Consider the following 24,115-nt stretch of genomic DNA (forward strand, 5'->3'; position numbering starts at 1 on the left):
CTCGGAGATGTGTATAAGAGACAGACCCCGGACAGCTACAACCCGCCCACCACCATGGGCAACGCCCGCATCACCGACGCCCAGCGCGCCCGCGCCGAGGGCCGGTCGCCGATCATCCCGCCCGGCGCCCAGCCCGCCGGGCTCACCGCCGTGCTCGCCCTGCTGCTCGCGGGCGGCGCGGCCGCCGGCCCGTACGCGCTCCTCGTCCCGCTCGTCATCCTCCAGGCCGTCACCGCGGCCGGCTGGTTCCGGCTGAACGGCATGTGGCCCGCCCGTCAGGGCATCGCGCTCGCCTTCGCCGGCGCGCTCGTCGCCGATGTCGCGGTGCTCGCCGTCGACGAGGAGCACGCGCTCGCCGCGATCCTCGGCTCGCTCGGCGCGTGGGTGCTGCTCACGGTCGTACTGCAACTGCGCAGCTACGCGGGCGCCGACGAACGGATGCAGGGCCTGATGGCCACCGTCGCCTCGGCCTCGCTCGCCATCATCGCCACCGGCAATCTCGCCGCCGCGCCGGACGCCGTGACGGTCGGCGCGCTCGCCGTCGCCGCCGCGACCGTCGCCCGCGCGCTGCCGCTGCCGGGCTTCGTCTCGATCGTGGTCGCGCTCGCCGCCGCCGCGGGCGCCGGAATCGCGGCGGGCGGACTGACCGACATCGGCGGCCAGGGCGCGCTCCTCGGCCTCGGGGCCGGTGTGTGCGCGCTGATCGGGCTGCGGGTGGCCAGCTACGACTACCCGTCGCGCTTCGTCCACATGACGGCCGGGGTGGCGCTGCCGCTCACCGTCGCCGTGCCCGCGATCTACCTGCTGGGCCGGGCGCTGGCGTAACGCGCCGCCGCGCTCTCCCCGCCCGCCGGACGGGCTTTTCCGGGCCCACCCGGCGAGCGGGGACGAACCGGTCCCCGGAACCGAACCGTCGCTCCGGACGTCGACCCATTAGGCTCACCGTCGTCATGGGGGCGGGTACGACCAGGGTGGGGGACACCGAGCAATGCGCGCACTGCGAATTCTGCTGATCTTCGTCGTGATCTTCGGCGGGCTGTTCGTCGCCGCCGACCGGGCCGCGGTGTACTTCGCCGAGACCGAGGCGGCGAGCAAGATCAAGAGCAGCCAGGGCCTCAGCAGCGAGCCCAGCGTCTCCATCAAGGGCTTCCCCTTCCTCACCCAGGTCGCGAGCTCGTCGCTGGACGAGATCGAGATCAGCATCGGCGGCATAACCGCCACCACCGAGGGCCGCGAGGTCGAGGTGACCGAGGTGAAGGCCACGCTCAGGGACGTCGAGGTGAACAGCACCTTCTCGTCGGCGGTCGCGCGCAGCGCGGAGGGCTCGGCGCTGATCTCGTACGCGGACCTCACCAAGTCCGCGCCGAAGGGCGCGACGGTCAGCTACGCCGGGGCGGAGCGGGCGGCGAAGGGCCAGGTCAAGGTCTCGGGGCCGCTGGCCGATCTGGTGGAGGGCGCGGGCATCGAGGTGCCGGCCGCCTTCGAGGGCCTGCTGACGGACGACTTCACGACGTACAGCACCGTCTCGCTGGAGAAGGGCGACAAGGTCCGGCTGCGCGCCGACGACCTCCCCGAGCTGCCGATGCCGGGTGTCGACGACAAGCTGAAAGATGTCGTCGACTACGACCTGACGATCGACGGGCTGCCGTCGACGATCAAGCTCGACAAGGCCACGGCGACGGAGGACGGTCTGCGGTTCTCGGGCACGGGCCAGGGCGTCGACCTGACGAGCTGAGGCGACGCCGACGCCCCGAGCGGCTGAAGCGACGCCGGGAGGGCGGCCTGCCCGACCCGTCCCATCGGCCGCCGTATCGTGAGACGCGGATGTCCATCCCGTAGCGGGAACACGGGTACGAGAGACGCCGGAGCCCGCTCCCGGCCACCCGGAACGCCTATCCGTCCCACATTTCGGACGATCCCGTCTCACCATCCGACACACCGGTGACATTGCACCGTATCCGTCCCTACGATCGGACGCATGCAGTGCTTCATCAGCGGTCTCCAGCAGCGGGGACAGGCGAACCTCACGAAGCGGCGGGCAGTCGACCTGTGCCGCGTCGCCGCCATGCTCTGTCGCACCGCCTGAGCGGGATACGTCCGCCCCGCCACCTCTCCCCGGCCCTTCGACCACGTCAGGGCCACCCCGTGCCGTACGCAGCCCGCCGCGCCCTCGTGCCCGGAAGGCGCCGCCGCCCGCACCACCCGCCGCACACTGCCCCGGAGGAGAACCACATGAGCCGCAGCGACGTCCTGGTAGACGCCGACTGGGTCGAGGCCCACATCGACGACCCGAAGGTCGTCATCGTCGAGGTCGACGAGGACACCTCGGCGTACGAGAAGAACCACATCCGTAACGCCGTGCGCATCGACTGGAAGCAGGACCTCCAGGACCCGGTGCGCCGCGACTTCGTCGACCAGGAGGGCTTCGAGAAGCTCCTGTCCGCGAAGGGCATCGGCAACGACGACCTCGTGATCCTCTACGGCGGCAACAACAACTGGTTCGCTTCCTACGCCTACTGGTACTTCAAGCTGTACGGCCACGACGGCGTCAAGCTCCTCGACGGCGGCCGCAAGAAGTGGGAGCTGGACTCGCGCGACCTGGTCGACGCGGTGCCCGAGCGCGCGGCCACGCAGTACAAGGCCAAGGCCCAGGACACGTCCATCCGCGCCTTCCGTGACGACGTCGTCGCCGCGATCGGCAGCCTGAACCTGGTCGACGTGCGGTCGCCCGACGAGTTCAGCGGCAAGCTGCTCGCCCCGGCGCACCTCCCGCAGGAGCAGTCGCAGCGCCCCGGCCACGTGCCGAGCGCCCGCAACATCCCGTGGTCGAAGAACGCCAACGACGACGGCACCTTCAAGTCGGACGACGAGCTCAAGGCCCTCTACGAGGAGGAGCAGGTCGACCTGGCGAAGGACACCATCGCGTACTGCCGCATCGGTGAGCGCTCCGCGCTCACCTGGTTCGTGCTGCACGAGCTGCTCGGCCAGGAGAACGTCAAGAACTACGACGGCTCGTGGACCGAGTACGGCTCCCTCGTCGGCGTGCCGATCGAGCTGGGCGCGGCGAAGTAGTCCGGCCGGCGGCCGGTCCCTCTCCATCCCTGCGCAGTCCCGCTCAACCCATTCCGCGAGACCACCTGCCTGACCCGGAGGACAGATCCCATATGTGTGGAGCGAAGGCCGGCGGCCCGGACGCCTCGGCGATCAAGCCCGGTGAGACCACCATCCAGGGTTCCGTGACCCGTGACGGCGAGCCCGTCACCGGTTACGTACGCCTGCTGGACTCGACCGGAGAATTCACCGCGGAGGTCCCGACCTCGGCGACCGGACAGTTCCGCTTCTACGCGGCCGAGGGCACGTGGACCGTGCGCGCGCTGGTGCCGGGCGGCACGGCGGACCGTACGGTCGTCGCGCAGACCGGTGGTCTGGCCGAGGTCGCCATCGCGGTCTGAGGTGAGTAAGGCCCTGATGTAGGACATGATCGGCCGGAGGGCCGCACCCCAGGGGGTTGGACGCTTCCTGAGACGGGGTGCGGCCCTTCGTGCCGTCGGTAAGCTCGATGTATGTATACGCGACGCCGTCGCCGCTACTTCGTGCTGATGGGCGGATGCATCGCCCTGTTCGTCTCCGCGTGGGCGTTCGTGCGCCTGTGGTCGGTGCCGGTGGCGATCGGCATGTGCGTGGTCGCGATGGTCATCCCGCCGATCGCGGCGATGGTCGCGAATGTGCGGGGCCCGGACGACCGGTGGTGGGACGACCCGTCGGGCGATCCGAAGTCGGACGAGTGGTGGGACGAACTGGACGGCAGGAAGAAGCCGCCGAAGGAGCCGCCGCCGCGTTCGAGGTGATGTCCGCGGTTCGCCGATCACTTTCGTACCCGGCCGTCGTCTACTTGAGCATGAACTCAGTGACGAGCCGCGTGTGCGTTTCCCTCGACGGCTATACCTCAGCTCCCCATCAGAGCCTGGAGAACCCCTTCGGCGAGGGCGGGATGCGCCTTCCCCAGTGGCAGTTGGAGAGCGGTCAGGAGGGCCGCGCCGCCGACGCGGAGATCCTCTCGCGGGCCGGCCAGGGCGTCGGTGCCTACATCATGGGCCGCCGGATGTTCGGCCCGGGGACCGGCGAGTGGGACGAGGAGTGGAAGGGCTGGTGGGGCCCGAACCCGCCGTACCACGTGCCGGTGTTCGTGCTCTCCCACCACCCGCGCGAGCCGCTGACGATGGAGGGCGGCACGACGTTCACCTTCGTGACCGACGGGATCGAGTCGGCACTGGAGCAGGCGAGGAGAGCGGCCGGCGACGGGAAGGTCGCGATCGCCGGCGGCGCGACCACCATCCGCCAGTACCTCGCCGCCGGGCTGATCGACGAACTGCTCCTGCACATCGTGCCCATCACGCTCGGGGCGGGCGAGCGGCTGCTGGAGGGCGTCGCCGGACTCGCACTGGACCCGGTCGAGGTGGTCGCCTCCCCGACGGTGACGCACGTGCGGTACCGCGTCACGTAGAGCGCCAGTGCGCCGCCCGGCCACCCGCCGTGGGCGTCCTCGATCCGTGCTGCCCCGGCAGGCCGGGGCAGCACGGATCTCGCGGCGGGGCGCCGACGGCGGCCGGGTGTCAGTAGACGAGCGCCTGGGCGTCGTCCGCCATCGCCTCGCTGACGAAGACCTGGGCACCCGCGATCCGTACGCCCTCCAGCACGTCCTTCTCCGCGATGTCCCGGCGCGCCGCGCACTGCGTGCAGAGGGTGATCCGGCCCGCCGACTGGATCGACTCGATCAGGTCCGGCAGCGGCGCGGCGTGCGGCAGTTCGAATGCGGCGGCCCGGCCCGGCAGGGCGAACCACGCCGACTCGCCGGTCAGCCAGAGGGACACCTCCACCCCACTCGCCACGGCGACCGCCGCCACGGTGAAGGCCTGCGAGCAGCGCTCGGGGGCGTCGGCGCCGGCGGTTACCTTGATCACGAGCTTCTTCACCATGTCCCGAACTGTAATGCGCGGCTGTACGACCCCATTGGCGCGCGACGGGTCTGCTGGACCCGCGGGCATTCGGAATCCGCCGTTCGACCGGACGGTGATTCTCCGGAACCACTGCCCGGCCGAGGGCTGCGGAGAGGGTCCGGTCCCCACCCATTAGGCTGGGGACCGGCCCCTCACCGCCCCGACGCTCTCCTAGGAGCACCCTGTGCTTGAGAATTTCTTCTCCGCCCTGCTCGCCTTGATCGCGGTGGCGATCCTGGCGTTCACCGTGCTGGCCGTGAAGAAGCTCTACCAGGGCCAGAACTGATCAAGGCCGGTCCACGGCCCTCCCGCCCACGTGAATTCCTCCCCACTCGAATTCCTACAGATCGCCTGAGCTGCTCATGATCGAGATCCCGTCCGACCTCAATCCGGACCTTGTCCCGCTCGCTTTCCTCCTCGGTGACTGGGAGGGCGTGGGTGTCTTCGACTTCCCCGGCGAGGAGAAGGCCAACTTCGGCCAGGAAGTCTCCTTCAGCCACGACGGCCGGGACTTCATCGAGTACGCCTCGCACACCTGGGCGCTCGACGCCGAGGGCGAGAAGCTCCACCCCATCGAGTCCGAGTCCGGCTTCTGGCGCATCGACAAGGACCGCAAGGTCGAGGTCGTCATGGTGCGTGACCAGGGCATCGTGGAGATCTGGTACGGGGAGCTGGCCGCCCAGAAGCCGCAGATCGACCTTGTCACGGACGCGGTCGCGCGTACGGCGTCGGCCGACCCGTACAGCGGCGGCAAGCGGCTCTACGGCTACGTCAACAGCGATCTGATGTGGGTCGGCGAGAAGTCCACCCCCGAGGTCCCGCTGCGCGCGTACATGTCGGCGCACCTGAAGAAGATCGTCTCGCCCGAGCAGGTCGCGGCCTGGGCGAAGGACCTCGGTGATCTGCCGGACGACGGCATCGCGTTCTTCAAGTAGCCGCTCACCCACCGATCCGGTCCGCGCTGCCTACACTGGGTGCGTGGTGAGCACCGACTGGAAGAGTGACCTGAGGCAGCGCGGCTACCGCCTGACCCCGCAGCGCCAGCTTGTCCTCGAAGCCGTCGACACCCTGGAACACGCGACGCCGGACGACATCCTGGTCGAAGTACGCAGGACGGCGTCCGGCGTGAACATCTCCACCGTCTACCGGACGCTGGAGCTGCTGGAGGAGCTGGGCCTCGTCTCCCACGCGCATCTGGGGCACGGTGCGCCGACGTACCACCTCGCGGACCGGCACCACCACATCCATCTGGTCTGCCGCGACTGCACGAACGTCATCGAGGCGGATGTCTCGGTGGCCACCGACTTCACGGACAAGCTGCGCGACACGTTCGGCTTCACGACGGACATGAAGCACTTCGCGATCTTCGGCAGGTGCGAGAAGTGCACCGCCGCCGTTTCGGCGGGCGACGAATCCTGAGCGACGAGTCGTAGGGCGAATCGAAAAGCGGGGACTCCCGACCGAGTCGTACGCTTGTCGTCATGCAGCGACAGTCAACACCCAGCCCGCTCCTCTCCCTGCCCGGTGCCGTGGCCGCCGAAGGACAGGACGAAGGTGTCGCCGCGCACTACGGCGATCTGTTCCCCGAGCAACGGGCGCTCGCCGACGGCAAGGGTCTGGTGGACCTCTCGCACCACGGCGTCGTCACCGTCACCGGCGACGACCGGCTGAGCTGGCTCCATCTGCTGCTCACCCAGCACGTCAGCGCGCTGCCCGCCGGGCAGGCCACCGAGGCGCTGATCCTCTCCGCGAACGGCCACATCGAGCACGCGCTGTATCTCGTGGACGACGGCGAGACGGTGTGGATGCGTGTCGAGCCGGGCACCCGGGAGGCGCTGATCGCCTACCTGGAGTCGATGAAGTTCTTCTACCGGGTGGAGGTCGCCGACCGCACGGACGACTTCGCCGTCGTCCACGTCCCGGCCGGGTCCATCGCCGAGGCGCCCGAGGGGGCCGTCGTACGGGAGACGTCGTACGGCCGTGACATCTTCCTGCCGCGCGCCGGCCTGGAGTCGTACGCCCGCGAGAACGGCCCGCCGGCCGGGATCCTCGCGTACGAGGCCCTGCGCGTCGAGGGCCACCGGCCGCGCCTCGGCTTCGAGACCGACCACCGGACCATCCCGCACGAGCTGGGCTGGATCGGCACCGCCGTCCATCTGGAGAAGGGCTGCTACCGGGGCCAGGAGACGGTGGCGCGCGTCCACAACCTGGGGAAGCCGCCGCGTCGGCTGGTCTTCCTGCACCTGGACGGCAGCGAGGTGCTGCTGCCGGGGCACGGGACGCCCGTACGGCTGGCCGCCGACGGCGAGGAGGGCCGCCAGCTCGGCTTCATCACGACATCGGCCCGTCACCACGAACTGGGGCCGATCGCGCTGGCCCTGGTCAAGCGCAATGTGCCGCTGGACGCGCCGCTGATGGCGGGGAACACGGCGGCGGCGCAGGAAGTGGTCGTACCCGCCTGAGCGGGCCCGGCCCCTCCGGGCCGGCCTACATCTCCAACTGCACCGTGAACGGGCCGTGGTTCGTGAGCGAGACGCGCATGTCCGCTCCGAACCGGCCCGTCCCGACGGTCGCCCCCAGCTCACGCAGCCGCGCCACGACCTCGTCCACCAGCGGTTCGGCGTCCGCTCCCGGCGCCGCGGCGTTCCAGGTCGGGCGGCGGCCCTTGCGGGCGTCCCCGTAGAGAGTGAACTGCGAAATCACCAGGAGCGGGGCGTTCACCTCCGAACAGGACTTCTCGCCCACAAGGATCCGTAGTGTCCAGAGTTTGCGGGCCAGTTGGGCCGCCTTCTCCTTCGTGTCCTCGTGGGTGACTCCCACCAGCACACACAGCCCCTCGCCCACGATCTCGCCGACCGTCTCGGTCCCCGACTCCGTCACCACGGCGACGCTCGCGCCGTCGACTCTCTGCACCACTGCTCGCATACGGACCAATCTATCCAGGCACCGTCCTACGCCCATCCAGGGCCGAACGGGTGCAGATCACCTGCAGGTGCACGTGCAGGAGTGGCACGATGCACGCAGGCGGAGCGAGGGGAAGTAGGCGCGCATGAGCACAACTGGTGCCGGGCAGTCGCCCGGTCCTGTACCGATCATCGGCGGTACGACGTCCGGCAGGGGTTCCGGTGCCGGCGCGGCGACGGTCCGGCCGCCCGCGCCGCGGGCACCGGGCGGTGAGAACGCCCTGCGGCTGCCCGAGTTGCGCGCCGTACGGCGGGACGCGACGCGCGACGAGGCCGACCTCAGCTATCTGCGCCGGCTGCTCCAGGGCCGTATCGACATCCTGCGGGCCGAACTGGCGCGCCGGGCGGCGCCCGAGACGCCGGTCGTGGACCGGCTCTCCGAGATCCTGGCGGACGCTCCGTCCCTCCACCGGTCGTCGGCCCGGCATGTGACTCTTTCCACACCACGGAACGAGGAGTTCCGGCTGCTGGCCGCCGAAGCGCTCGCCGAGGTGGAGCTCTCGGACCTCGTGGCCCGTACGGACGAGGAGTTGCGGGCCGCGATGGGCCGGCTGGTCCGTCACGAGCAGCAGATTTCGCAGCGGCGCCACCTTCTCCAGCGGACGGCGGACGAGTGCAGCGCGGAGATCGCGCGCAGGTACCGTGAAGGCGAAGCCCAAGTAGACGACCTGCTCACCTGATGCCGTGACTGCCTTCCGGAGCGGTCCCCGCCCGGAAGGCCGATGATGACGACTCGCAGGACCAGCGCCGTACAGCCGCCCGAAGTCCCCGTCCTCGCCGAGGTCGTGCGGTCCGGCTTCGTGGAGGGCAGGCACCGCGGCTCGCTGGTGCTCCTCGCGGCCGACGGCAGCGTCGAGTTCGCGCTGGGCGACGTGGCCGCCCCCGTCTTCCCGCGCTCCAGCAACAAGCCCCTCCAGGCCGCCGCCGTACTGCGCGCCGGTGCCGAACTGTCCGGTGAGCGGCTGGCGTTGGCGGCGGCCAGCCACTCGGGCGAGGACTTCCACCTCGATCTCGTACAGAAGATGCTCTCCGAGTCGGGACTGACCGCGGACGATCTGCTGAACCCCGCCGATCTGCCGCTGGACCCGGTCGAGGCCGAGGCGTATCTGGCGGCGGGGCGGGTCAGGGACCGGGTCACCATGAACTGCTCGGGCAAGCACGCGGGGATGCTGGCGGCCTGCGTACGCAACGACTGGCCGCTCGCGACGTATCTGGAGGCGTCCCATCCGTTGCAGCGGCTCGTCGCCGACGTCGTCGAGGAGACGTCGGGGGAGCGGGTCGCGGCGGTCGGAACGGACGGCTGTGGCGCCCCGCTGATGGCCATCAGCCTCACCGGACTCGCCCGCGCCTTCCGGCACTTCGTGCTCGCCGAGCCGGGCACACCGGAGCGCCGGGTCGCCGACGCGATGCGCGCCCACCCGGAGTACGTGGCCGGCACGCGCAGGGCCGACACCTGGCTGATGCGCGAGGTGCCGGGCGCGCTGTCGAAGATGGGCGCGGAGGCCGTGCAGGCGGTGGCGCTGGCGGACGGCCGCGCGCTGGCGTTCAAGCTGGACGACGGCGGCATGCGCGCGCTGGGGCCGGTGCTGGCACGGGCGTTGGGGCTGCTGGGGGTCGAGGGGCCGGTGCTGAAGCGGATCGGCCGGGCGCCGCTGCTGGGGGGCGACGCGGAGGTGGGCGAGGTACGCGCGGCGTTCTGACCGCTCGCGTCATCGCCGGACCGGGGGAAATCCGCAGGACTTTCCGCCCCGCCTGTGTCTAGCGTACGAGCATGGCCATCGACGTCCGTGTGATCAGCGAATCCGATTTCCCCGCCTGGCTCCGCGCCCTTAACACCGGCTTCCTCAGGTCGCCCGCGGTGAGCGAGGAGTATGTCGAGGACCGCCGGACGTACATGGACACGCGCCGTATGCGGGGCGCGTTCGACGAGGGCCGCTGTGTGGCGACGTACCGCAGCTTCCCGCAGGAACTGACCGCGGTCGGCGGCGCCCGGCTGCCCTCCAACGCGATCTCCAACGTCACGGTCTCGGCCACGCACCGCCGCCGCGGGCTGCTCAGCCGCATGATCGACGACGATCTGGCGGAGGCCAGGGAGCGCGGCGACGTCGTGTCCACGCTGGTCGCGGCGGAGTACCCCATCTACGGGCGGTACGGCTTCGGCCCGGCCGCCTGGATCACCGACTGGTCGATCGACGTGCCCCGTGCCGGTCTGGACCCGCGCGCGTCGGGGCAGCCGGAGGACGGCGGCCGGGTCGACCTGGTCGACGGCACGGACGTGACGAAGCTGGGCCCCGAACTGCACGACCGGCTGCGCTCCCTCAGACACGGCGTGATCAGCCGCAACGAGCGCTGGTGGCGCGTCCACACGGGCAAGGCCACCTCGCACGGCGCACCGTGGACCGAGCCGTTCCACGCGGTGTACCGCTCGGCGTCGGGGGAGGTGGAGGGCCTGCTGACGTACAGGGCGGACGAGGTGTGGGGCGACGCCAAGCAGCCGCTGACCACCGCGACGGTGGTCGACGCGATCGCCGTGACGACGGCGGCGGAGCGGGCGCTGTGGGGTTACGTCTGCTCGATCGACTGGATCACCACGGTCCGCACCGGCTACCGCGCCCCCGACGACCTGCTGCCGCTCTTCCTCCCGGACCCGCGCGCGGCCAGGATCGTCACGCAGGCGGATTTCCTGTGGGTGCGGATCCTCGACACCGTACGCGCGCTGGAATCCCGTACGTACGCGGCCTCCGGCACTCTGGTCCTGGCCGTCCACGACCGCTCGTCCCTGGCCTCGGGCCGCTACCGCCTGGACGCCACCCCGGCCGGCACGACCTGTGTGCCGACGACCGAATCGGCCGATCTGACGCTGGACGTGCGGGAGTTGGGGGCGCTGTACCTGGGCGACGAGTCGGCGGTGCGGCTGGCGGCGCTGGGCACGGTGACGGAGGAGAGGCCGGGAGCGGCAGCCCGCACGGACGCGCTGTTCCGCACCTCACGCCGGCCTTGGTGCCCGGACATCTTCTGACGGGTGGGTCTCACGCCGTCCGGTTCCTGAACAGCCGGCCCGACAGCCCCAGCGCCACCAGCAGAATTCCCGCGCACCACGCCAGTGCCACCCATGGGTCCGAGCCCGTCGGCCGGTTCAGCAGGAGGGCGCGGAGGGATTCGATCACCGGGGTGACCGGCTGGTTGTGGGCGAAGCCGTGGATCCAGCCCGGCATCGTGTCGATCGGGGCGAATGTGCTGCTCGGGTAGGTCAGGAACATCATGAAGAAGGCGAACGAGCCCGCCGCCTCCGGGGACCTGGTGAGCAGGCCGACCACCGCCGCCAGCCAGGAGATCGCCACGATGAAGGCGAGCAGCAGGCCCGCCGCCGCGAGGGCGCCCGGGAGAGTGGGGGACGGGCGGAAGCCGATCAGGAGGGCCACGCCGAGGACCAGGACTGTCGAGACGGCGTTGCGGACGGTGCTCGCGGCGACATGGCCGGCGAGGATCGACGCGCCGCCGACGTCCAGGGAGCGCAGGCGGTCGATGATGCCGCCCTTCATGTCCTCGTTGACGCCCACCGCCGTGCCGGAGGAGCCGAAACCGGCGCAGAGCAGCAGGACGCCGGGCACGACGTAGGAGACGTACGGCTCGCCCGTACCGGTGCTGATCGCGCCGCCGAAGAGATAGACGAAGATCAGCATCAGCATGACCGGCAGCATCAGCGAGGTGAGGACCGCGTCCACGTTGCGGGTGCTGAGTCGGATCGAACGGGCCGTCATGACAAGGGAGTTGTTCAGCGCCCGGCCGGCCAGGGACATCGTCGGGGTGTCAGACACGGGTCGGCTCCCCGGAGGTCTGTCCCCGGCCGGTCAGGGCCATGAACACCTCGTCCAGCGTCGCGCCGCGCACGGCGAAGTCCACGACGTCCCGGCGTGCCGGATCGATCTCGTCCAGCAGCGCCCGTACCCGCGTCGCCGTGCCGTCCGTCGGCAGGCCGAGCGTGAGCGTGTCGGGCGACAGCCGTACGGCGAGCGGCGCGAGGCGCTCGTACGCCGCCACGTCGGCGACCACCACGTCCAGACGGTGCCCGGAGACCCGGCCCTTCAGCTCCGCAGCGGTGCCCTCGGCGACCAGCCGGCCGCCGTCGAGTACGGCGATACGGTCCGACAACTGGTCGGCCTCCTCCAGGTACTGGGTGGTGAGGAAGACCGTGGAGCCCCCCGCCGACAGGTCGCGCACCACCTCCCACAGCTCTTGCCGGCTGCGCGGGTCCAGCCCGGTCGTCGGCTCGTCCAGGAAGATGACCTCCGGCTCGCCGACCAGCCCGGCGGCCAGGTCGAGCCGCCGCCGCATGCCGCCCGAGTACGTGCCCGCGAGCCGCCGTCCCGCCCCCGTGAGGTCGAACCGCTCCAGCAGCTCCGCGGCCCGGCGGCGCGCGGCCGGGCGCGGCAGGCCGCCGAGGCGCGCCATCATGCGCAGGTTCTCCTCGCCGGTCTGCTTCTCGTCGACCGAGGCGAACTGGCCGGTCAGGCTGACGGCCCGGCGCACCTGGCGCCGCTGGGTCCGTACGTCGTAACCCGCCACCCGGGCCGTGCCGGCGTCGGCGTCGGCGAGCGTGGCGAGGATCCGTACGGCGGTGGTCTTGCCCGCGCCGTTCGGGCCGAGCAGGGCGAAGACCGTGCCGCGCTCGACGGACAGGTCGACGGCGTCGAGCACCTTCACCCGCTCGTCGCCACGCCCGTAGGACTTCTCCAGGCCGGTGGCGCTGATCGCTCGTTGCTGGGGGCTCATGGCCGCCGCTCCTCCGTCGCGCGTCGCCGCGTCAGTACTCCGACGCGTTATGCGTAACCCTTACGCTTGATGTGTAAGGGTTACGCATAACTAGGATGGCGTCAAGCGGGAGCAGGGGCACGAGCGGGGGAAGGCGGAGGCGAAAGACGTGACGGAAGAGATCGGCGACGGCGGTACGGGGCTGCCGCCCAGCATCGAAGCCGCCTGGGGCCTGCGCGAGCGCCCGACGAAGGGGCGCAAGCCCGGCCTCAGCCTGGCGCGGATCGTCGACACGGCCGTCACCGTCGCCGCCACGGAGGGGCTGCCCGCGGTCTCGATGGGCCGCGTCGCCAAGAAGCTCGGCGTCTCGCCCATGTCGCTCTACCGGTACGTGGCGGCCAAGGACGAGCTGTACGTGCTGATGCAGGAGGCGATCATCGGCGACCCGCCGGCGCCGCCCGCGCCGGGCACCGACTGGCGTACGGCGATGGCCGAATGGGCGTGGGCGATGCGCCGGATCACCTACGAGAACCTGTGGGCGCTGCGTATCCCCGTCTCCAGCCCGCCCGCCACGCCCCGGATGGTGGCCTGGTGGGAGTGGGGGCTGGTCGCTCTGGAGGGGACCCGGCTCGACTGGGGCGAGAAGCTGTCGGTGATGCTCATGGTCAACGGCTATGTCCGGCACGAGGCGACGCTGATGGCGGACCTGGCCGCCGCCGTGACGGCGAGCGGCAGGCCGGCGCAGGACGTACTCGCCGGATACGGCCGCACGCTCCAGAAGCTGGCCGACCCGGCGCGCTTCCCGTCCGTCGCGGAGATGCTGGCCGCCGGCGTGATGGACGTACCGGAGGAACCGGAGAGCCCCGACCACGAGTTCGCCTTCGGGCTCGAACGCATGCTGGACGGCATCGACCTGCTGGTGCGGGAACGGGGCGGCGACCGTGGTGTGGGTGGAAAGGGTGTGGTCCGGTGAGTCTCTTCCCGACGGTGAACGGGCGGGTACGGGGCCGCCGGACCGCCCCCGGCGTGGTCGCGGTGCTCGGAATTCCTTACGCCGCACCACCGTTCGGCCCCGACCGCTTCAAGGCGCCCCGGCCCGCGCCCCCGTGGCAGGGCGTACGGGAGTGCGTCGCCTTCGGGCCGATCGTGCCGCAGTCCGCCGAGCTGCCGGGCGCGCCGGCATGGTCGCCCGGTGACGAGGACGTACTGAATCTGAACGTCTGGACGGACGACCGGCCGGACAACTCGACGGCCGCCCGGCCCGTGCTCGTCTGGATCCACGGCGGCGCCTACACCTTCGGCTCGTCCGCCCAGCCCGACTACGACGGTACGGCGCTGGTCCGCGCCGGACTGGTCGTCGTCACCCTCAACTACCGACTCGGCTTCGAGGGATTCGGCCACATCCCGGCCGCCGCCGACGCCGATGACCCCCACCGCTCGGACTTTCCGGAGAACCGGGGTCTGCTCGATCAGATCGCCGCCCTGGAGTGGGTACGCGACAACATCGCGGCCTTCGGCGGCGACCCCGCCAACGTCACCGTCGCCGGGCAGTCGGCCGGTGCGGCGTCCGTCGCCTGCCTGACGGTGATGGAGCGGGCGCGCGGGCTGTTCCACCGCGCCATCGCCCACAGCGCGGTCGGCCCGGTCTACTCGCCCCGGCTCGCCGCCGACACCACCCGCCTCGTGGCGGAGGCCGCCGAAGTCCCGCCCACGGCCGCCGGGTTGACGGCCGCGTCGCCGTCCGACCTGCTCCGCGCGGCCGACGGGGTCGTCGCCCGCCTCCGCGACGACCCGTCGGCGGGGCCGCGCCACTACGACCCGGTGCTGTACGGTCCGGTCGCCGACGGGACCCTGCTGCCCGCCGACCCCCTCGCCGTCGGTGCGGCGGACCGCGCCGACGTCGATCTGCTGGTCTGCCACACGACGGAGGAGTACTGGCTGCTGGACGCGGTCGGCAGCAGCAAGAAGATCACGTCGGACCGTGAACTGGACGCGTTCGCGAGGGACTTCGGGCTCCCCGGCGATCTCGTACCGGCGTACCGGGCGCTGCTGCCCGGCGCACCCGTGCTCGACCTGTACCTCGCGATTCACGGCGACATGTCCTTCGGCGAGTACAGCAGCCGCTTCGCCGAGCGCCACGCGCGTGCGGGCCGCAGGACGCATCTCTCCCGTTTCGCCAGGAGGCGCGTCACGGAAGGCGGAGTCGTACGCCCATGGCACTGCGCCGACGTCCCGTTCGCCTTCGGCACCCTCGCCGACCCGGGACTCGCCTTCCTCATCGGGGGCCCGCCGACGGCCGAGGACCACGAGCTGTCGCGCCGCATGGTGCGGGCGTGGGCGGACTTCGCCGCGACGGGCGGGCCGGGCTGGGGAACGGACACCGTACGGATCTGGGCGACGGGGGACACGGACGGCGGCGGGAGGCAGGACGCGCACGACGGCTTCCGCGCCGCGTGGCGTACGGCCGACTACGCGCTCGTGCACCCCTGAACCCCTGACAGGATGGGGCGCATGACCGAGATCCGCACGCCCCGCCTCCTCCTCCGCCGCTGGACCGACGACGACCTCGCCGCCATGGCCGAGATCAACTCGGACCCGCAGGTCATGCGCTGGATCGGCGACGGCTCGGTCCGTGACCTCGACGAGACGGCCGAGGACATCGAGCGCTGGGAGGAGGAGTGGGACGAGGAGGGCTTCGGACTCTTCGCGATCGAACTGCTCGCCTCGGGGGAGATGATCGGCTTCGCCGGCCTCTCCGTACCCGAATACCTGCCCGAGGTACTGCCCGACGTGGAGATCAGCTGGCGGCTCGGCGCCCAGTTCTGGGGCCAGGGTTACGCCTCCGAGGCGGCCCACGCCGTCCTGGAGTTCGCCCTCCAGGACCGGGGTCTGGAGCGTGTCGTCGCCGTCAACCGGATGGGCAACGACGAGTCCGAGAACGTGCTGCGCAAGCTGGACCTGGTCCTCGTTCGCGAGGCGAAGCACCCGGAGCACGGCGTCGCGCTGAACATCTACTCCATCGACCTCACCGAGTACGAGGCCTGAGCACCGCGTACGCGACCACGAACGCGCCGATCAGGGCGGTGGCGAGGGTGCGGATCAGGGCGGCGGCGGGCGCCGAGACCCAGGTGTGGGACGAGACCCAGGTGTGGGACGAGACCCAGCCGTACCGCTCGACCTTTCGCCGCGACCTGTCGCGTGCTGCGTACGCTTCACTCCCATGAGCGAGACGACGGGCACGGCGGGCGCGGCGGCGGACGGTCTGCGCGAGCGCAAGAAGCGGCAGACGTACGAGCGGCTGTCCGAGACGGCGATCGCGCTCTTCCTGGAGAGAGGCTTCGAGCAGGTGTCGGTGGCCGAGATCGCCGCTGCCGCCGACGTCTCGAAGCCGACGCTCTTCCGCTACTTCCCCGCCAAGGAGGACCTGGTGCTGCACCGGTTCGCCGACCACGAGGACGAGGCGGCGCGGGTGGTCGCGGCCGCCGGCGCGCTCTCGCCGCTGGAGGCGCTGCGCCTCCACTTCGCGGACGGGCTCGCCCGACGGGACCCGGTGACCGGGCTCAACGACGATCCGCGAGTGCTCGCCTTCCACGGCCTGCTGTACGGGACTCCGTCGCTGGTCGCGCGGGCGTACGCGTATCAGGGCCGGTCGGAGGCCGCGCTGGCGAGCGCACTGACGGGGGTGCGCCTCCCGGCGGCCGGGCCGATGGTCGCCGCACGGCTCGCGGCCGGCCAGATCGCCGCCGTGCGGCGCGTGCTCGCCGAGGAGAACTGGCGGCGGATCGCGGCCGGCGAGAGCGCCGACGGGGTGTACCCGGACGCGGTGGCGGCGGCGGAGCTGGGGTTCGGGCAGCTGCGGGACGGGCTCACCTTCGCCCCACAGGTGAAATGAATCTCGGTAATAAACTTTACTCGGTTACGTTATTCTCGGTGGAATGACGTCACTCGACCATGAGCCGAGCCGCGCCCTCGGCGAGGAGCGGACCTACCACGACACCTGCCGTACGGCCCTGAAGGGCATGATCGACGGCGCCGAGGAACGGGTCGCCACCGGAGCCGATGTCTCCGCCTCCGGCGCGGACGCGGAAGTCCTCGGCTACCAATTCCGCAGCCAGGCCAAGGAGTTGGCGGAACTTCCGGAAGGCCCGCTGTTCTTCGGGCGCCTGGACTTCGGACCGGATGGTGGCGATCACGCCGGGCAGAGCTACCACATCGGCCGCATCCGGATCAGCGAACACCCCGCGTCCCCGCCCCTCGTGGTCGACTGGCGCGCCCCGGTCTCACGGGCGTTCTACCAGGCCCGCACCGCCGATCCGCGCGGCGTCGCCGTCCGCCGCCGGTTCGGCTGGGCGCCGTGGAGCAAGGGGATGCCGGAGGAGCTGACGGGCCTGGAGGACGAATCCCTTCAGGCGCCCCAGGCACTCCAGGCCGCCGGCCCTTCGGCGGACCCGGCTTCGGCCCCCGGCACAGGCGCGGCCCCTGGCACGATCCTCGCCGGTGAGATCGAGCGCCCGCGCGTCGGCCCCATGCGCGACATCGTCGCCACCATCCAGCCCGAGCAGGACGATCTCGTACGGGACGAACTCGCCGTCTCCGTCTGCGTCCAGGGCGCACCCGGCACCGGCAAGACCGCCGTCGGCCTGCACCGCGCCGCGTACCTCCTCTACACCCACCCCGACCGGATCAAGCGCGGCGGACTGCTCATCCTCGGGCCGAACCGCACCTTCCTCTCCTACATCGCCGAGGTGCTGCCCTCCCTCGGCGAGACGGGCGTCCGCCAGTCGACGGTCGAGGACGAGGTCGCCCGCCACCCGGTCCGGGCCGAGGACGACGAGGCCGCCGCGCTCGTCAAACACGACGTGCGGATGGCGGCCGTGCTGCGCCGCGCGCTGTACGGACGGGTCCGCGCCCCCGCCAACTCCCTTGAGCTGCCCGACGGTTCGTACCGCTGGCGGGTGCCGGTCCCGGAGCTGGAGCGGATCGTCGCCGACGTACGGCGGGAGGCGCCGCCGTACGCGATCGGCCGCGAGCGCGTCCGCGTCCGCGCCGTACGGCTGATCCAGCAGCAGGCCGAACGGCGCTCGGGCGTCAGGAGCAACGCCTGGCTCCAGAAGATCTCCCGCGCGCGGCCGGTCTCCGCGTTCGTGGACGAGGTCTGGCCGAAGGTGAGCCCGGAGGAGGTCGTCGCCGAGCTGCTGTCGGATCCGGCCGACGCCGCCGACGGCATCCTCGACGCGGAGGAGCGGCGCGCGCTGACGTGGGCGCGGCCCCGTTCCGCGCGTACGGCCCCGTGGTCCGCCGCCGATCTGCTGCTCCTCGACGAGGTGGCCGGACTCCTCGAACGCCAGGACGGCTACGGCCACATCGTGGTGGACGAGGCCCAGGACCTCTCCCCGATGCAGTGCCGGGCCATCGCCCGCCGCGCCGGATTCGGCTCGCTGACCGTGCTCGGCGACCTGGCGCAGGGCACCACCCCATGGGCCGCCCGCAGTTGGCGGGAACACCTCGCGCATCTGGGGGCGCCCGACGCCTCCATCGCTCAACTGACCGTCGGATTCCGTGTACCCGGCGCGATCGTTTCGCTGACGAACCGGCTGCTCGGCACCCTGGAGGTGGATCTGCCGCCCGCCAGGTCGCTGCGCGCGGACGGCGAACTGCGCGTCCAGAAGGTGCCGGAGGCGGCGGGGATGGGCGCGGCCGTGGTCGAGGCGGTACGCGCGGCGCTGCCGTACGAGGGGTCGGTCGCCGTCATCGCCGCCGACACCGACATCGCGCGCCTGCGCGAGGCACTGGCCGGGGCGGGCCTGGCGCCCGCGTCCCCCGGCGAACTGGGCGCCCGCCTCACGCTGTTGCCCGCCTCGCTCGCCAAGGGCCTCGAATACGACCACGTCGTCGCCGTCGAACCGGCCACGATCGCGGCATCCGAACGACGCGGCGCGCACCGGCTGTACGTGGTGCTGACGAGAGCGGTCTCACGGCTGCACGTGCTGCACAGCGCGGAGTTGCCTTTCTAGGACTGCGGGGCCTGCTGGTCCGGTGGCCGGGGCGTGGCGGGATCGGCCGTGTTCTCGGAAAGCTCGTAGGCGTACGGCAGCAGCTCCCGTACCGGCACGGTCCGCAGGCCGTTCTCCGTCCCCACGACGACCTTGACGTGCGGGAAGTAGTCCAGCAGCACCTGCCGGCAGCGCCCGCACGGCGGCAGCACTCCCCGCCCGTCGTTCCCGACGGCCACGACCGTGACGAGGTCGTACGCGCCGACGGCCGCCGCCGCGCCGATGGTCACCAGCTCGGCGCAGGGGCCGCCGGTGAAGTGGTACACGTTCAGACCGGTGACGATCCGGCCGTCACGGTCGCGGGCGGCGCAGGCCACGGTGTGGTCGTCGCCCCTGGCATGGGCCACGACGAGGCGGGTCGCCGCGTCGACCAGTTCATGATCGAGGTCTGCGTCGCGGTCCCTGCCGGGGGTCGCGTCGGGGGCTGTGTCCGGGTCTGCTGTCACGCGACGGAACGGTACTCGTGGCCGCCGGGCGGGCCCATCGAAATACGGCGGCCCGGCCGCGTCGGCTGGGTGCCCGGTACCGTGCACGCATGCCCGTACTTCAGCTGCTCCGACTCGACCACGCCCCGGCACTGCTCGCGTTCGAGCGGGAGAACCGGGCCTACTTCGCCGCGTCGATTCCCGACCGGGGTGACTCGTACTTCACCGGTTTCGGCGAGCGGCACGCGGCCCTGCTCGCCGAACAGGCCACCGGGCTGTGCTACTTCCACGTGCTGGTGAGCGGCGACGGCAATACGGCGGGCGAGGTGGTCGGGCGCGTCAACCTCGTCGACGTGGCGGACGGTTCGGCCGAGCTGGGGTACCGGATCGGGGAGAGGTCGGCCGGCAAGGGCCTGGCGACGGACGCCGTCCGGCGGATCTGTGTGCTGGCCGCCGAGACGTACGGGCTGACGGCGCTGCGCGCGATGACGACCGACGACAACGCCGCTTCGTGCGCCGTGCTCACACGCACGGGATTCGTGACCACCGGCGAGATCGAGATCAACGGCCGCCCGGGAACGACCTATATCCGCACGCTGAGCTGAGCGCCCAGCTCCCGGAAGCCGAGCGCGTGCGAAGCGTTCGCGGGTACGAACGAGTCCCGGCCCCGGTCCAGGTAGCAGAGCGCGGCGGGCCCCAGTACGTCGAGCACCGGAGCCGCGCGTCCGGCGCGGTGACGACGGCGGCGTCGCCGATCCGTACGATCCCGGCCCAGCCCGGCGGAGAGAGCAGCGAGCCGGGCGCGACCACGACGGCGGCGGGGGAGGTGAACTCGGCTGGCGCACCGGCGAGTTCGGTCCACAGGGCGCGTGCGTGGGTCACCGCCGAAGGCGTGCCGGCCGCGTCGGTCGCGCTGGTCTTCCGGTCCATGCGGCGAACGGTAGGGCGGAACACCCGTACGCCGCGCCCGACTTCACCGCGCGGGCCGCGCGTGGTGGGCGTCGTAGTGCTCGGCGATCTCGTCGCTCGTCGTCAGCCAGACGCCCGGGTGGTTCGCGATGTGCTCCAGCGCCTGGTCCAGATACCTGTGCCGGAACGGCTGGTTGATGACGAACGGATGCAGTACCAGCGACATCACCCGGCCGCTGTCCGCCGCGTCCTCGTACAACTGCTCCAGCTGATCCTTGACGATCCGCACGAAGTCCGGACCGCTGAGGCTCTTGCCGACGAACAGGCTGATGTCGTTTACCTCGATGGAGTACGGGACGCTCAGCATGCCGGGAACGTTGAGCCGGTACGGCTGGTCGTCGTTCGACCAGTCCAGCAGGTAGCCCAGGCCCAACTCGGCCAGCAGCGCGGGGGTTCGGAACGTCTCGGTGAGCGCGGGACCCAGCCAGCCGCGCGGGCGCCGGCCGGTGTCCCGTTCGATGGTGTCGACCACATCGGTGAGATAGGCGCGCTCCTCGTCTTCGGTCATGTCGGCCTGGAAGATGGAGTTGTTCCTGCCGTGCGCGATCCACGCCCAGTCCCGGTCGCGGCCCGCGCGGACGATCTGCGGGTAGCGGGTGCCGACGTCGGAGTTGAGCATCACGCTCGCCCGTACGCGGTGCCGGTCGAGGCTGTCGATCAGCCGCCAGACGCCGACCCGGGGGCCGTAGTCGCGCCAGCCGTAGTTCAAGGGGTCCGGCGCCAGGCCGGCGGTGCCCGCGAATATGCTCGTGGAGGGGCGGTCGACCTGGTAGTGCTCGACGTTGAGCCCCACGTAGAAGGCGATACGGGCGCCGTTCGGCCACTGGATGGGCGGACGTTCCACGATCGGGCTGTAGTCGAAGAGTTCGTTGTCCATGGCCACAGGCTCAAACATTGACATCGGTGTGAAGGTCAAGGCGGATACATCCACGAGCCCGGATATCCACGAGCCTCCGCACCGCGCCGGAATTACCATGCGCGACTATGAGCTCCGCCGCCCCGTCCCGTATCGCCCCGTCCCGTATCGAGCCGTTCCGCATCGACATTCCCCAAGCTGACCTGGACGATCTCCACGACCGTCTCGACCGCACCCGCTGGCCCGACGAGCTGCCGGGGGCGGGCTGGGCGTACGGCATCCCGCTCGACCACCTGCGGGAGTTGGCGCACCACTGGCGGCACATGTACGACTGGCGGGCGGCCGAGGCGGAGCTGAACCGGTGGCCGCAGTTCACCACCACCATCGACGGGGCGAACATCCACTTCGCCCATATCCGGTCGCCGGAACCGGACGCGACGCCGCTGATCATGACGCACGGCTGGCCGGGCTCGATGGTCGAGTTCGCGGACGTGGCGGGCCCGCTCACCGACCCGCGTGCGCACGGCGGCGACCCGGCCGACGCGTTCCACCTGGTGCTGCCGAGCATCCCCGGCTTCGGTCTCTCGGGTCCCACGCGGGAGAAGGGCTGGGAGTTCCGGCGGGTGGCCGAGGCGTTCGCCGTACTGATGGAGCGGCTGGGTTACGAGCGGTACGGCACCCAGGGCGGCGACTGGGGAGCGGCCATCTCCCGCGAGCTGGGCCGCATCCGGCCCGGCGATGTCATCGGCGTACACCTCAATCTGCTGCCGGGCGGCGGCCAGACGCATGAGCCGACCGAGGCGGAACTGGCCCCGCTGAGCCCGGAGGAGCGACGGCGTACGCGGGCGTCCTGGGAGCGGGGGCGGGAGTTCGCCCGGGACCGCCAGGGATACGCCGACATCCAGTCGACGCGCCCGCAGACGCTGGCTTACGGCCTGACGGACTCGCCGGTCGGTCAACTGGCCTGGATCGCCGAGAAGTTCCACGAATGGGCCGACACGACGGACGGCCGTCCCTACGGCGCCATCGACCGCGACCGGCTGCTCACGAACGTGATGCTGTACTGGCTGACCGGCACCATCGGCTCGTCCGCCCGCATCTACTACGAGCGGGCGCACGCCGCCTACTGGGGTTCGCCGCCCGACCCGTCCACGGTCCCGACCGCGCTGGCCGACTTCGCGCACGACAACTTCATCCCGCTGCGCCACATCGCGGAGCTGACGAACAACATCACGCGCTGGACCTCGTACGACCGGGGCGGCCATTTCGCGGCGCTGGAGGTGCCGGAGCTGCTGGTGGCGGACGTACGGGAGTTCTTCCGCCCGCGAGCGGCGGCGGCGCCGGCGGCGGCCGGGAACGCGGTCGTCAGGGAGACGGGGTGAGGGGGAGGGCGTCGATCGCGGCGCGTCGGGGGCCGTTCAGCCCGAGGAAGTCCGTGCTGTCCGCCCACTGATCCACCCCGCCGGTGAGCGGCAGGCCGCGCAACTCGGGTTCGGTGACGGTCGCCGCCAGGGCCCGTGCGAACCGGTCGGCGCGCAGCACCTGGAACGGCCTGTCGTGGTACGGCCGGCGCGCCGGGTCCAGCGGCTCCGCGAGACCGGTCCCGTTCTGGAGCGTGGCCACGAACTCGTACGCGTCACCGAGATGCCGCTCCCGCGCCGGATACTCCGTCGCCGCCAGGGCGCCCGCCAGCGACGGCGTCAGCTCCCCGGCGACCGCGAGCCGCCCGAAGGCGCTGCCGAGCCACTTGCCGTACGGGGCGTACGTCCGCTCCAACAGCAGGCACAGCCGCATCAGATCGCGCACCAGCCGCCCCGCGACGACCGCCGACCCGAGGTCGTCACCCGCCTCCGCGCAACGGCCGACGAAGGCCTCCTCCTGGGAGATCCGCTGCCACTGACAGGCCAGCAGATAGCGCCACACCTGATCCGGGTACCACGCCAGCCCCGCCCGCGCAGCGCCGAGCGTGCCGAGTCCGTCGTGGAACACGGCGCCGCCGGTGACCTCCGCGAGGCGCTGCTGGGGCATGGCGAGCCAGTCGCGTACGGACGGCTCCGCCGCCGCCACTCCCAGCTCGGTCCGCAGCCAGTCGCCGACATCGTCGACCGAGACCCGGTGGTCGACCTCCCCTTCCGTCAACTCCATTGTCCCGATGGGGACTTCGGGGTCATGGTGCCGGAAGTGCGTGGGCCAGCCGCGTACGTGTTTGGGCAGCCGTACCGCGAGCAGCCGACGCAGATCCGCCCCGTGCTCGGCGGCCTCGCCCGGCGTGAGGAACAGATTCAGGCGCGGCCCCCACTCGTGGTCGGCGGACCGGGCCGAGTCGAACCCGAGTACCTCGGAGCCGGAGCCGACGCGCGCGGCGGCGTAACGCAGCCCGGGATACGCACTGTCGAGGATGGGCCGTACCGCCTCCTCGTACAGGATCCGTGAGAGGCCGAGGCCGGGGATGAAGTCGGGGCGAGGATTCACGGGGCCACTGTGCCGGACGGGAGGGCACGCCGGCCACGCTATATGCGCCCGGTGCCGCCGGCGCCGCCAGTGCCACCGGAGCCGCCGGTGCCGCCCGGATGCAGAACGGCCTCCGTGATCTCCCGTATCCGCTCCCGTGTGATTCCGCTGCGCTGCTCGACGGCCAGGGGATGGTCGGTCGGCTCCAGCTCGATGAGGGGGCGCTCCCCGACCGGACGCGTGTGGACATGCGTGCGCAGATTGATGGTGCTGGGCGCGTACAGAGCCAGCTCGGTGGTCAGCCATCCGAAATACGGCTCCTCGGACTCGCGACCCAGCCTGTTCCAGACCTGGAGCGCCCGCGCGAAATTGTCCCCGCTGAGGGAGACCCAGACACCCCAGGAGAAGGACTCGTCACCGCCGATCACGGGTATCTCGATCAGACCTTTGACGAAGTAGTGCTTCGCTCCGACGACACACTGATCCGAGGAGAGCATGCTGTCCGGGTCGTCGGCGCAGCTCTCGTCCCAGACGTCGGGCGCCATGGTGGAGTAGCTCATGGGGGGCTCGGCGTGGTGCTGCCCGCAGCATGAGCAGGTGAAGCCGGGATCACTGACCATGCCCGCGAGCGTACAGACCGCCACTGACA

29 protein-coding genes are annotated in these 24,115 nt (G+C 71.3%); 20 read left to right on the forward strand and 9 right to left on the reverse strand.

The window, feature by feature from the left end; translation table 11 throughout:
• The 7 genes from P3L51_RS16175 to P3L51_RS16205 all read left to right on the forward strand — a co-directional run.
• Nucleotides 1-825 (forward strand): hypothetical protein (locus P3L51_RS16175; protein ID WP_354605920.1); only part of this gene is annotated, 825 nt, incomplete at its 5' end.
• A 163-nt stretch (nucleotides 826-988) separates the two neighbouring features.
• Entirely contained in the window at nucleotides 989-1,735 is a 747-nt protein-coding gene (locus tag P3L51_RS16180; RefSeq protein ID WP_354605921.1) for an LmeA family phospholipid-binding protein, read from the forward strand.
• Between the two features lie 243 nt (nucleotides 1,736-1,978).
• Nucleotides 1,979-2,086, forward strand: a complete 108-nt coding sequence (locus P3L51_RS16185) for a putative leader peptide (protein ID WP_023540667.1) — start codon at nucleotides 1,979-1,981, stop codon at nucleotides 2,084-2,086.
• 146 nt (nucleotides 2,087-2,232) lie between these two features.
• On the forward strand, nucleotides 2,233-3,072 hold the full coding sequence (locus tag P3L51_RS16190) for a sulfurtransferase (protein WP_354605922.1): 840 nt from the start codon (nucleotides 2,233-2,235) through the stop codon (nucleotides 3,070-3,072).
• A 92-nt stretch (nucleotides 3,073-3,164) separates the two neighbouring features.
• The gene (locus tag P3L51_RS16195) at nucleotides 3,165-3,452 is read left to right on the forward strand and encodes a DUF1416 domain-containing protein (RefSeq protein WP_078076505.1); all 288 of its coding nucleotides are present in this window, start codon (nucleotides 3,165-3,167) and stop codon (nucleotides 3,450-3,452) included.
• A gap of 111 nt (nucleotides 3,453-3,563) precedes the next feature.
• Nucleotides 3,564-3,848 (forward strand): DUF3099 domain-containing protein, encoded by a 285-nt coding sequence (locus P3L51_RS16200; protein WP_354605923.1) that lies wholly within the window; start codon nucleotides 3,564-3,566, stop codon nucleotides 3,846-3,848.
• 50 nt (nucleotides 3,849-3,898) lie between these two features.
• On the forward strand, nucleotides 3,899-4,504 hold the full coding sequence (locus tag P3L51_RS16205) for a dihydrofolate reductase family protein (RefSeq protein WP_354605924.1): 606 nt from the start codon (nucleotides 3,899-3,901) through the stop codon (nucleotides 4,502-4,504).
• Between the two features lie 109 nt (nucleotides 4,505-4,613).
• Here the strand turns inward: P3L51_RS16205 and P3L51_RS16210 are convergent, their stop codons facing one another.
• On the reverse strand, nucleotides 4,614-4,976 hold the full coding sequence (locus P3L51_RS16210) for a DsrE family protein (RefSeq protein WP_354605925.1): 363 nt from the start codon (nucleotides 4,974-4,976) through the stop codon (nucleotides 4,614-4,616).
• Nucleotides 4,977-5,359: 383 nt separating this feature from the next.
• Here P3L51_RS16210 and P3L51_RS16215 point away from each other — a divergent pair, with 383 nt between their 5' ends.
• The 3 genes from P3L51_RS16215 (at nucleotide 5,360) to ygfZ (ending at nucleotide 7,459) form a co-directional block, all read left to right on the forward strand.
• The gene (locus P3L51_RS16215; protein WP_354605926.1) at nucleotides 5,360-5,932 is read left to right on the forward strand and encodes a heme-binding beta-barrel domain-containing protein; all 573 of its coding nucleotides are present in this window, start codon (nucleotides 5,360-5,362) and stop codon (nucleotides 5,930-5,932) included.
• Nucleotides 5,933-5,975: 43 nt separating this feature from the next.
• Entirely contained in the window at nucleotides 5,976-6,416 is a 441-nt protein-coding gene (locus P3L51_RS16220; protein ID WP_354605927.1) for a Fur family transcriptional regulator, read from the forward strand.
• 62 nt (nucleotides 6,417-6,478) lie between these two features.
• Nucleotides 6,479-7,459: a CAF17-like 4Fe-4S cluster assembly/insertion protein YgfZ gene (ygfZ, locus tag P3L51_RS16225; RefSeq protein ID WP_354605928.1), complete on the forward strand. Its 981-nt coding sequence runs from the start codon at nucleotides 6,479-6,481 to the stop codon at nucleotides 7,457-7,459.
• 25 nt (nucleotides 7,460-7,484) lie between these two features.
• Here ygfZ and dtd read toward each other — a convergent pair whose 3' ends face one another.
• Entirely contained in the window at nucleotides 7,485-7,922 is a 438-nt protein-coding gene (gene dtd / locus P3L51_RS16230) for a D-aminoacyl-tRNA deacylase (RefSeq protein WP_354605929.1), read from the reverse strand.
• 124 nt (nucleotides 7,923-8,046) lie between these two features.
• Here dtd and P3L51_RS16235 point away from each other — a divergent pair, with 124 nt between their 5' ends.
• The 3 genes from P3L51_RS16235 (at nucleotide 8,047) to P3L51_RS16245 (ending at nucleotide 10,979) form a co-directional block, all read left to right on the forward strand.
• A complete protein-coding gene (locus P3L51_RS16235; protein WP_354605930.1) occupies nucleotides 8,047-8,640 on the forward strand; it encodes an RsiG family protein in 594 nt (197 codons plus the stop codon).
• 42 nt (nucleotides 8,641-8,682) lie between these two features.
• The gene (locus tag P3L51_RS16240) at nucleotides 8,683-9,660 is read left to right on the forward strand and encodes an asparaginase (RefSeq protein ID WP_435594459.1); all 978 of its coding nucleotides are present in this window, start codon (nucleotides 8,683-8,685) and stop codon (nucleotides 9,658-9,660) included.
• A 71-nt stretch (nucleotides 9,661-9,731) separates the two neighbouring features.
• A complete protein-coding gene (locus tag P3L51_RS16245) occupies nucleotides 9,732-10,979 on the forward strand; it encodes a GNAT family N-acetyltransferase (RefSeq protein ID WP_354605931.1) in 1,248 nt (415 codons plus the stop codon).
• A gap of 10 nt (nucleotides 10,980-10,989) precedes the next feature.
• On the opposite strand, the gene P3L51_RS16250 is transcribed toward P3L51_RS16245, so the two are convergent.
• Nucleotides 10,990-11,760: an ABC transporter permease gene (locus P3L51_RS16250; RefSeq protein WP_354605963.1), complete on the reverse strand. Its 771-nt coding sequence runs from the start codon at nucleotides 11,758-11,760 to the stop codon at nucleotides 10,990-10,992.
• 10 nt (nucleotides 11,761-11,770) lie between these two features.
• Complete coding sequence (locus tag P3L51_RS16255; RefSeq protein WP_354605932.1) at nucleotides 11,771-12,733, reverse strand: ATP-binding cassette domain-containing protein; 963 nt, start codon at nucleotides 12,731-12,733, stop codon at nucleotides 11,771-11,773.
• Between the two features lie 148 nt (nucleotides 12,734-12,881).
• Between P3L51_RS16255 and P3L51_RS16260 the strand changes: the two genes are divergently transcribed.
• The 5 genes from P3L51_RS16260 to P3L51_RS16280 all read left to right on the forward strand — a co-directional run bounded on the left by P3L51_RS16260 (nucleotide 12,882) and on the right by P3L51_RS16280 (nucleotide 18,726).
• Nucleotides 12,882-13,685, forward strand: coding sequence for a TetR/AcrR family transcriptional regulator (locus tag P3L51_RS16260; RefSeq protein WP_354605933.1), 804 nt, complete (start codon nucleotides 12,882-12,884; stop codon nucleotides 13,683-13,685).
• Nucleotides 13,682-15,202, forward strand: coding sequence for a carboxylesterase/lipase family protein (locus tag P3L51_RS16265; protein WP_354605934.1), 1,521 nt, complete (start codon nucleotides 13,682-13,684; stop codon nucleotides 15,200-15,202). The genes P3L51_RS16260 and P3L51_RS16265 overlap by 4 nt, the downstream gene beginning before the upstream one ends.
• A 21-nt stretch (nucleotides 15,203-15,223) precedes the next feature.
• Nucleotides 15,224-15,757 (forward strand): GNAT family N-acetyltransferase, encoded by a 534-nt coding sequence (locus P3L51_RS16270; protein WP_354605935.1) that lies wholly within the window; start codon nucleotides 15,224-15,226, stop codon nucleotides 15,755-15,757.
• Between the two features lie 175 nt (nucleotides 15,758-15,932).
• On the forward strand, nucleotides 15,933-16,604 hold the full coding sequence (locus P3L51_RS16275) for a TetR/AcrR family transcriptional regulator (protein WP_354605936.1): 672 nt from the start codon (nucleotides 15,933-15,935) through the stop codon (nucleotides 16,602-16,604).
• A 43-nt stretch (nucleotides 16,605-16,647) separates the two neighbouring features.
• Nucleotides 16,648-18,726 (forward strand): HelD family protein, encoded by a 2,079-nt coding sequence (locus tag P3L51_RS16280; RefSeq protein WP_354605937.1) that lies wholly within the window; start codon nucleotides 16,648-16,650, stop codon nucleotides 18,724-18,726.
• Here the strand turns inward: P3L51_RS16280 and P3L51_RS16285 are convergent.
• Nucleotides 18,723-19,211 (reverse strand): cytidine deaminase family protein, encoded by a 489-nt coding sequence (locus P3L51_RS16285; protein WP_354605938.1) that lies wholly within the window; start codon nucleotides 19,209-19,211, stop codon nucleotides 18,723-18,725. The genes P3L51_RS16280 and P3L51_RS16285 overlap by 4 nt on opposite strands.
• A gap of 89 nt (nucleotides 19,212-19,300) precedes the next feature.
• Here P3L51_RS16285 and P3L51_RS16290 point away from each other — a divergent pair, with 89 nt between their 5' ends.
• Nucleotides 19,301-19,795 (forward strand): GNAT family N-acetyltransferase, encoded by a 495-nt coding sequence (locus P3L51_RS16290; RefSeq protein WP_354605939.1) that lies wholly within the window; start codon nucleotides 19,301-19,303, stop codon nucleotides 19,793-19,795.
• Here P3L51_RS16290 and P3L51_RS16295 read toward each other — a convergent pair.
• Nucleotides 19,774-19,902, reverse strand: coding sequence for a hypothetical protein (locus P3L51_RS16295; RefSeq protein ID WP_354605940.1), 129 nt, complete (start codon nucleotides 19,900-19,902; stop codon nucleotides 19,774-19,776). The two genes, P3L51_RS16290 and P3L51_RS16295, sit on opposite strands and share 22 nt — an antisense overlap.
• Nucleotides 19,903-20,163: 261 nt before the next feature.
• Nucleotides 20,164-21,036, reverse strand: coding sequence for a polysaccharide deacetylase family protein (locus P3L51_RS16300; RefSeq protein WP_354605941.1), 873 nt, complete (start codon nucleotides 21,034-21,036; stop codon nucleotides 20,164-20,166).
• A 107-nt stretch (nucleotides 21,037-21,143) separates the two neighbouring features.
• Here P3L51_RS16300 and P3L51_RS16305 point away from each other — a divergent pair, with 107 nt between their 5' ends.
• Nucleotides 21,144-22,397 (forward strand): epoxide hydrolase family protein, encoded by a 1,254-nt coding sequence (locus P3L51_RS16305; RefSeq protein ID WP_354605942.1) that lies wholly within the window; start codon nucleotides 21,144-21,146, stop codon nucleotides 22,395-22,397.
• Here the strand turns inward: P3L51_RS16305 and P3L51_RS16310 are convergent.
• Nucleotides 22,381-23,487 (reverse strand): DUF4037 domain-containing protein, encoded by a 1,107-nt coding sequence (locus P3L51_RS16310; protein ID WP_354605943.1) that lies wholly within the window; start codon nucleotides 23,485-23,487, stop codon nucleotides 22,381-22,383. The genes P3L51_RS16305 and P3L51_RS16310 overlap by 17 nt on opposite strands.
• Nucleotides 23,488-23,525: 38 nt before the next feature.
• The gene (locus P3L51_RS16315) at nucleotides 23,526-24,086 is read right to left on the reverse strand and encodes a DUF2199 domain-containing protein (RefSeq protein WP_435594460.1); all 561 of its coding nucleotides are present in this window, start codon (nucleotides 24,084-24,086) and stop codon (nucleotides 23,526-23,528) included.
• Nucleotides 24,087-24,115: the final 29 nt, after the last annotated feature.

The sequence above is a fragment of the Streptomyces panacea genome (assembly GCF_040560175.1).
Lineage (GTDB): Bacteria > Actinomycetota > Actinomycetes > Streptomycetales > Streptomycetaceae > Streptomyces > Streptomyces panacea.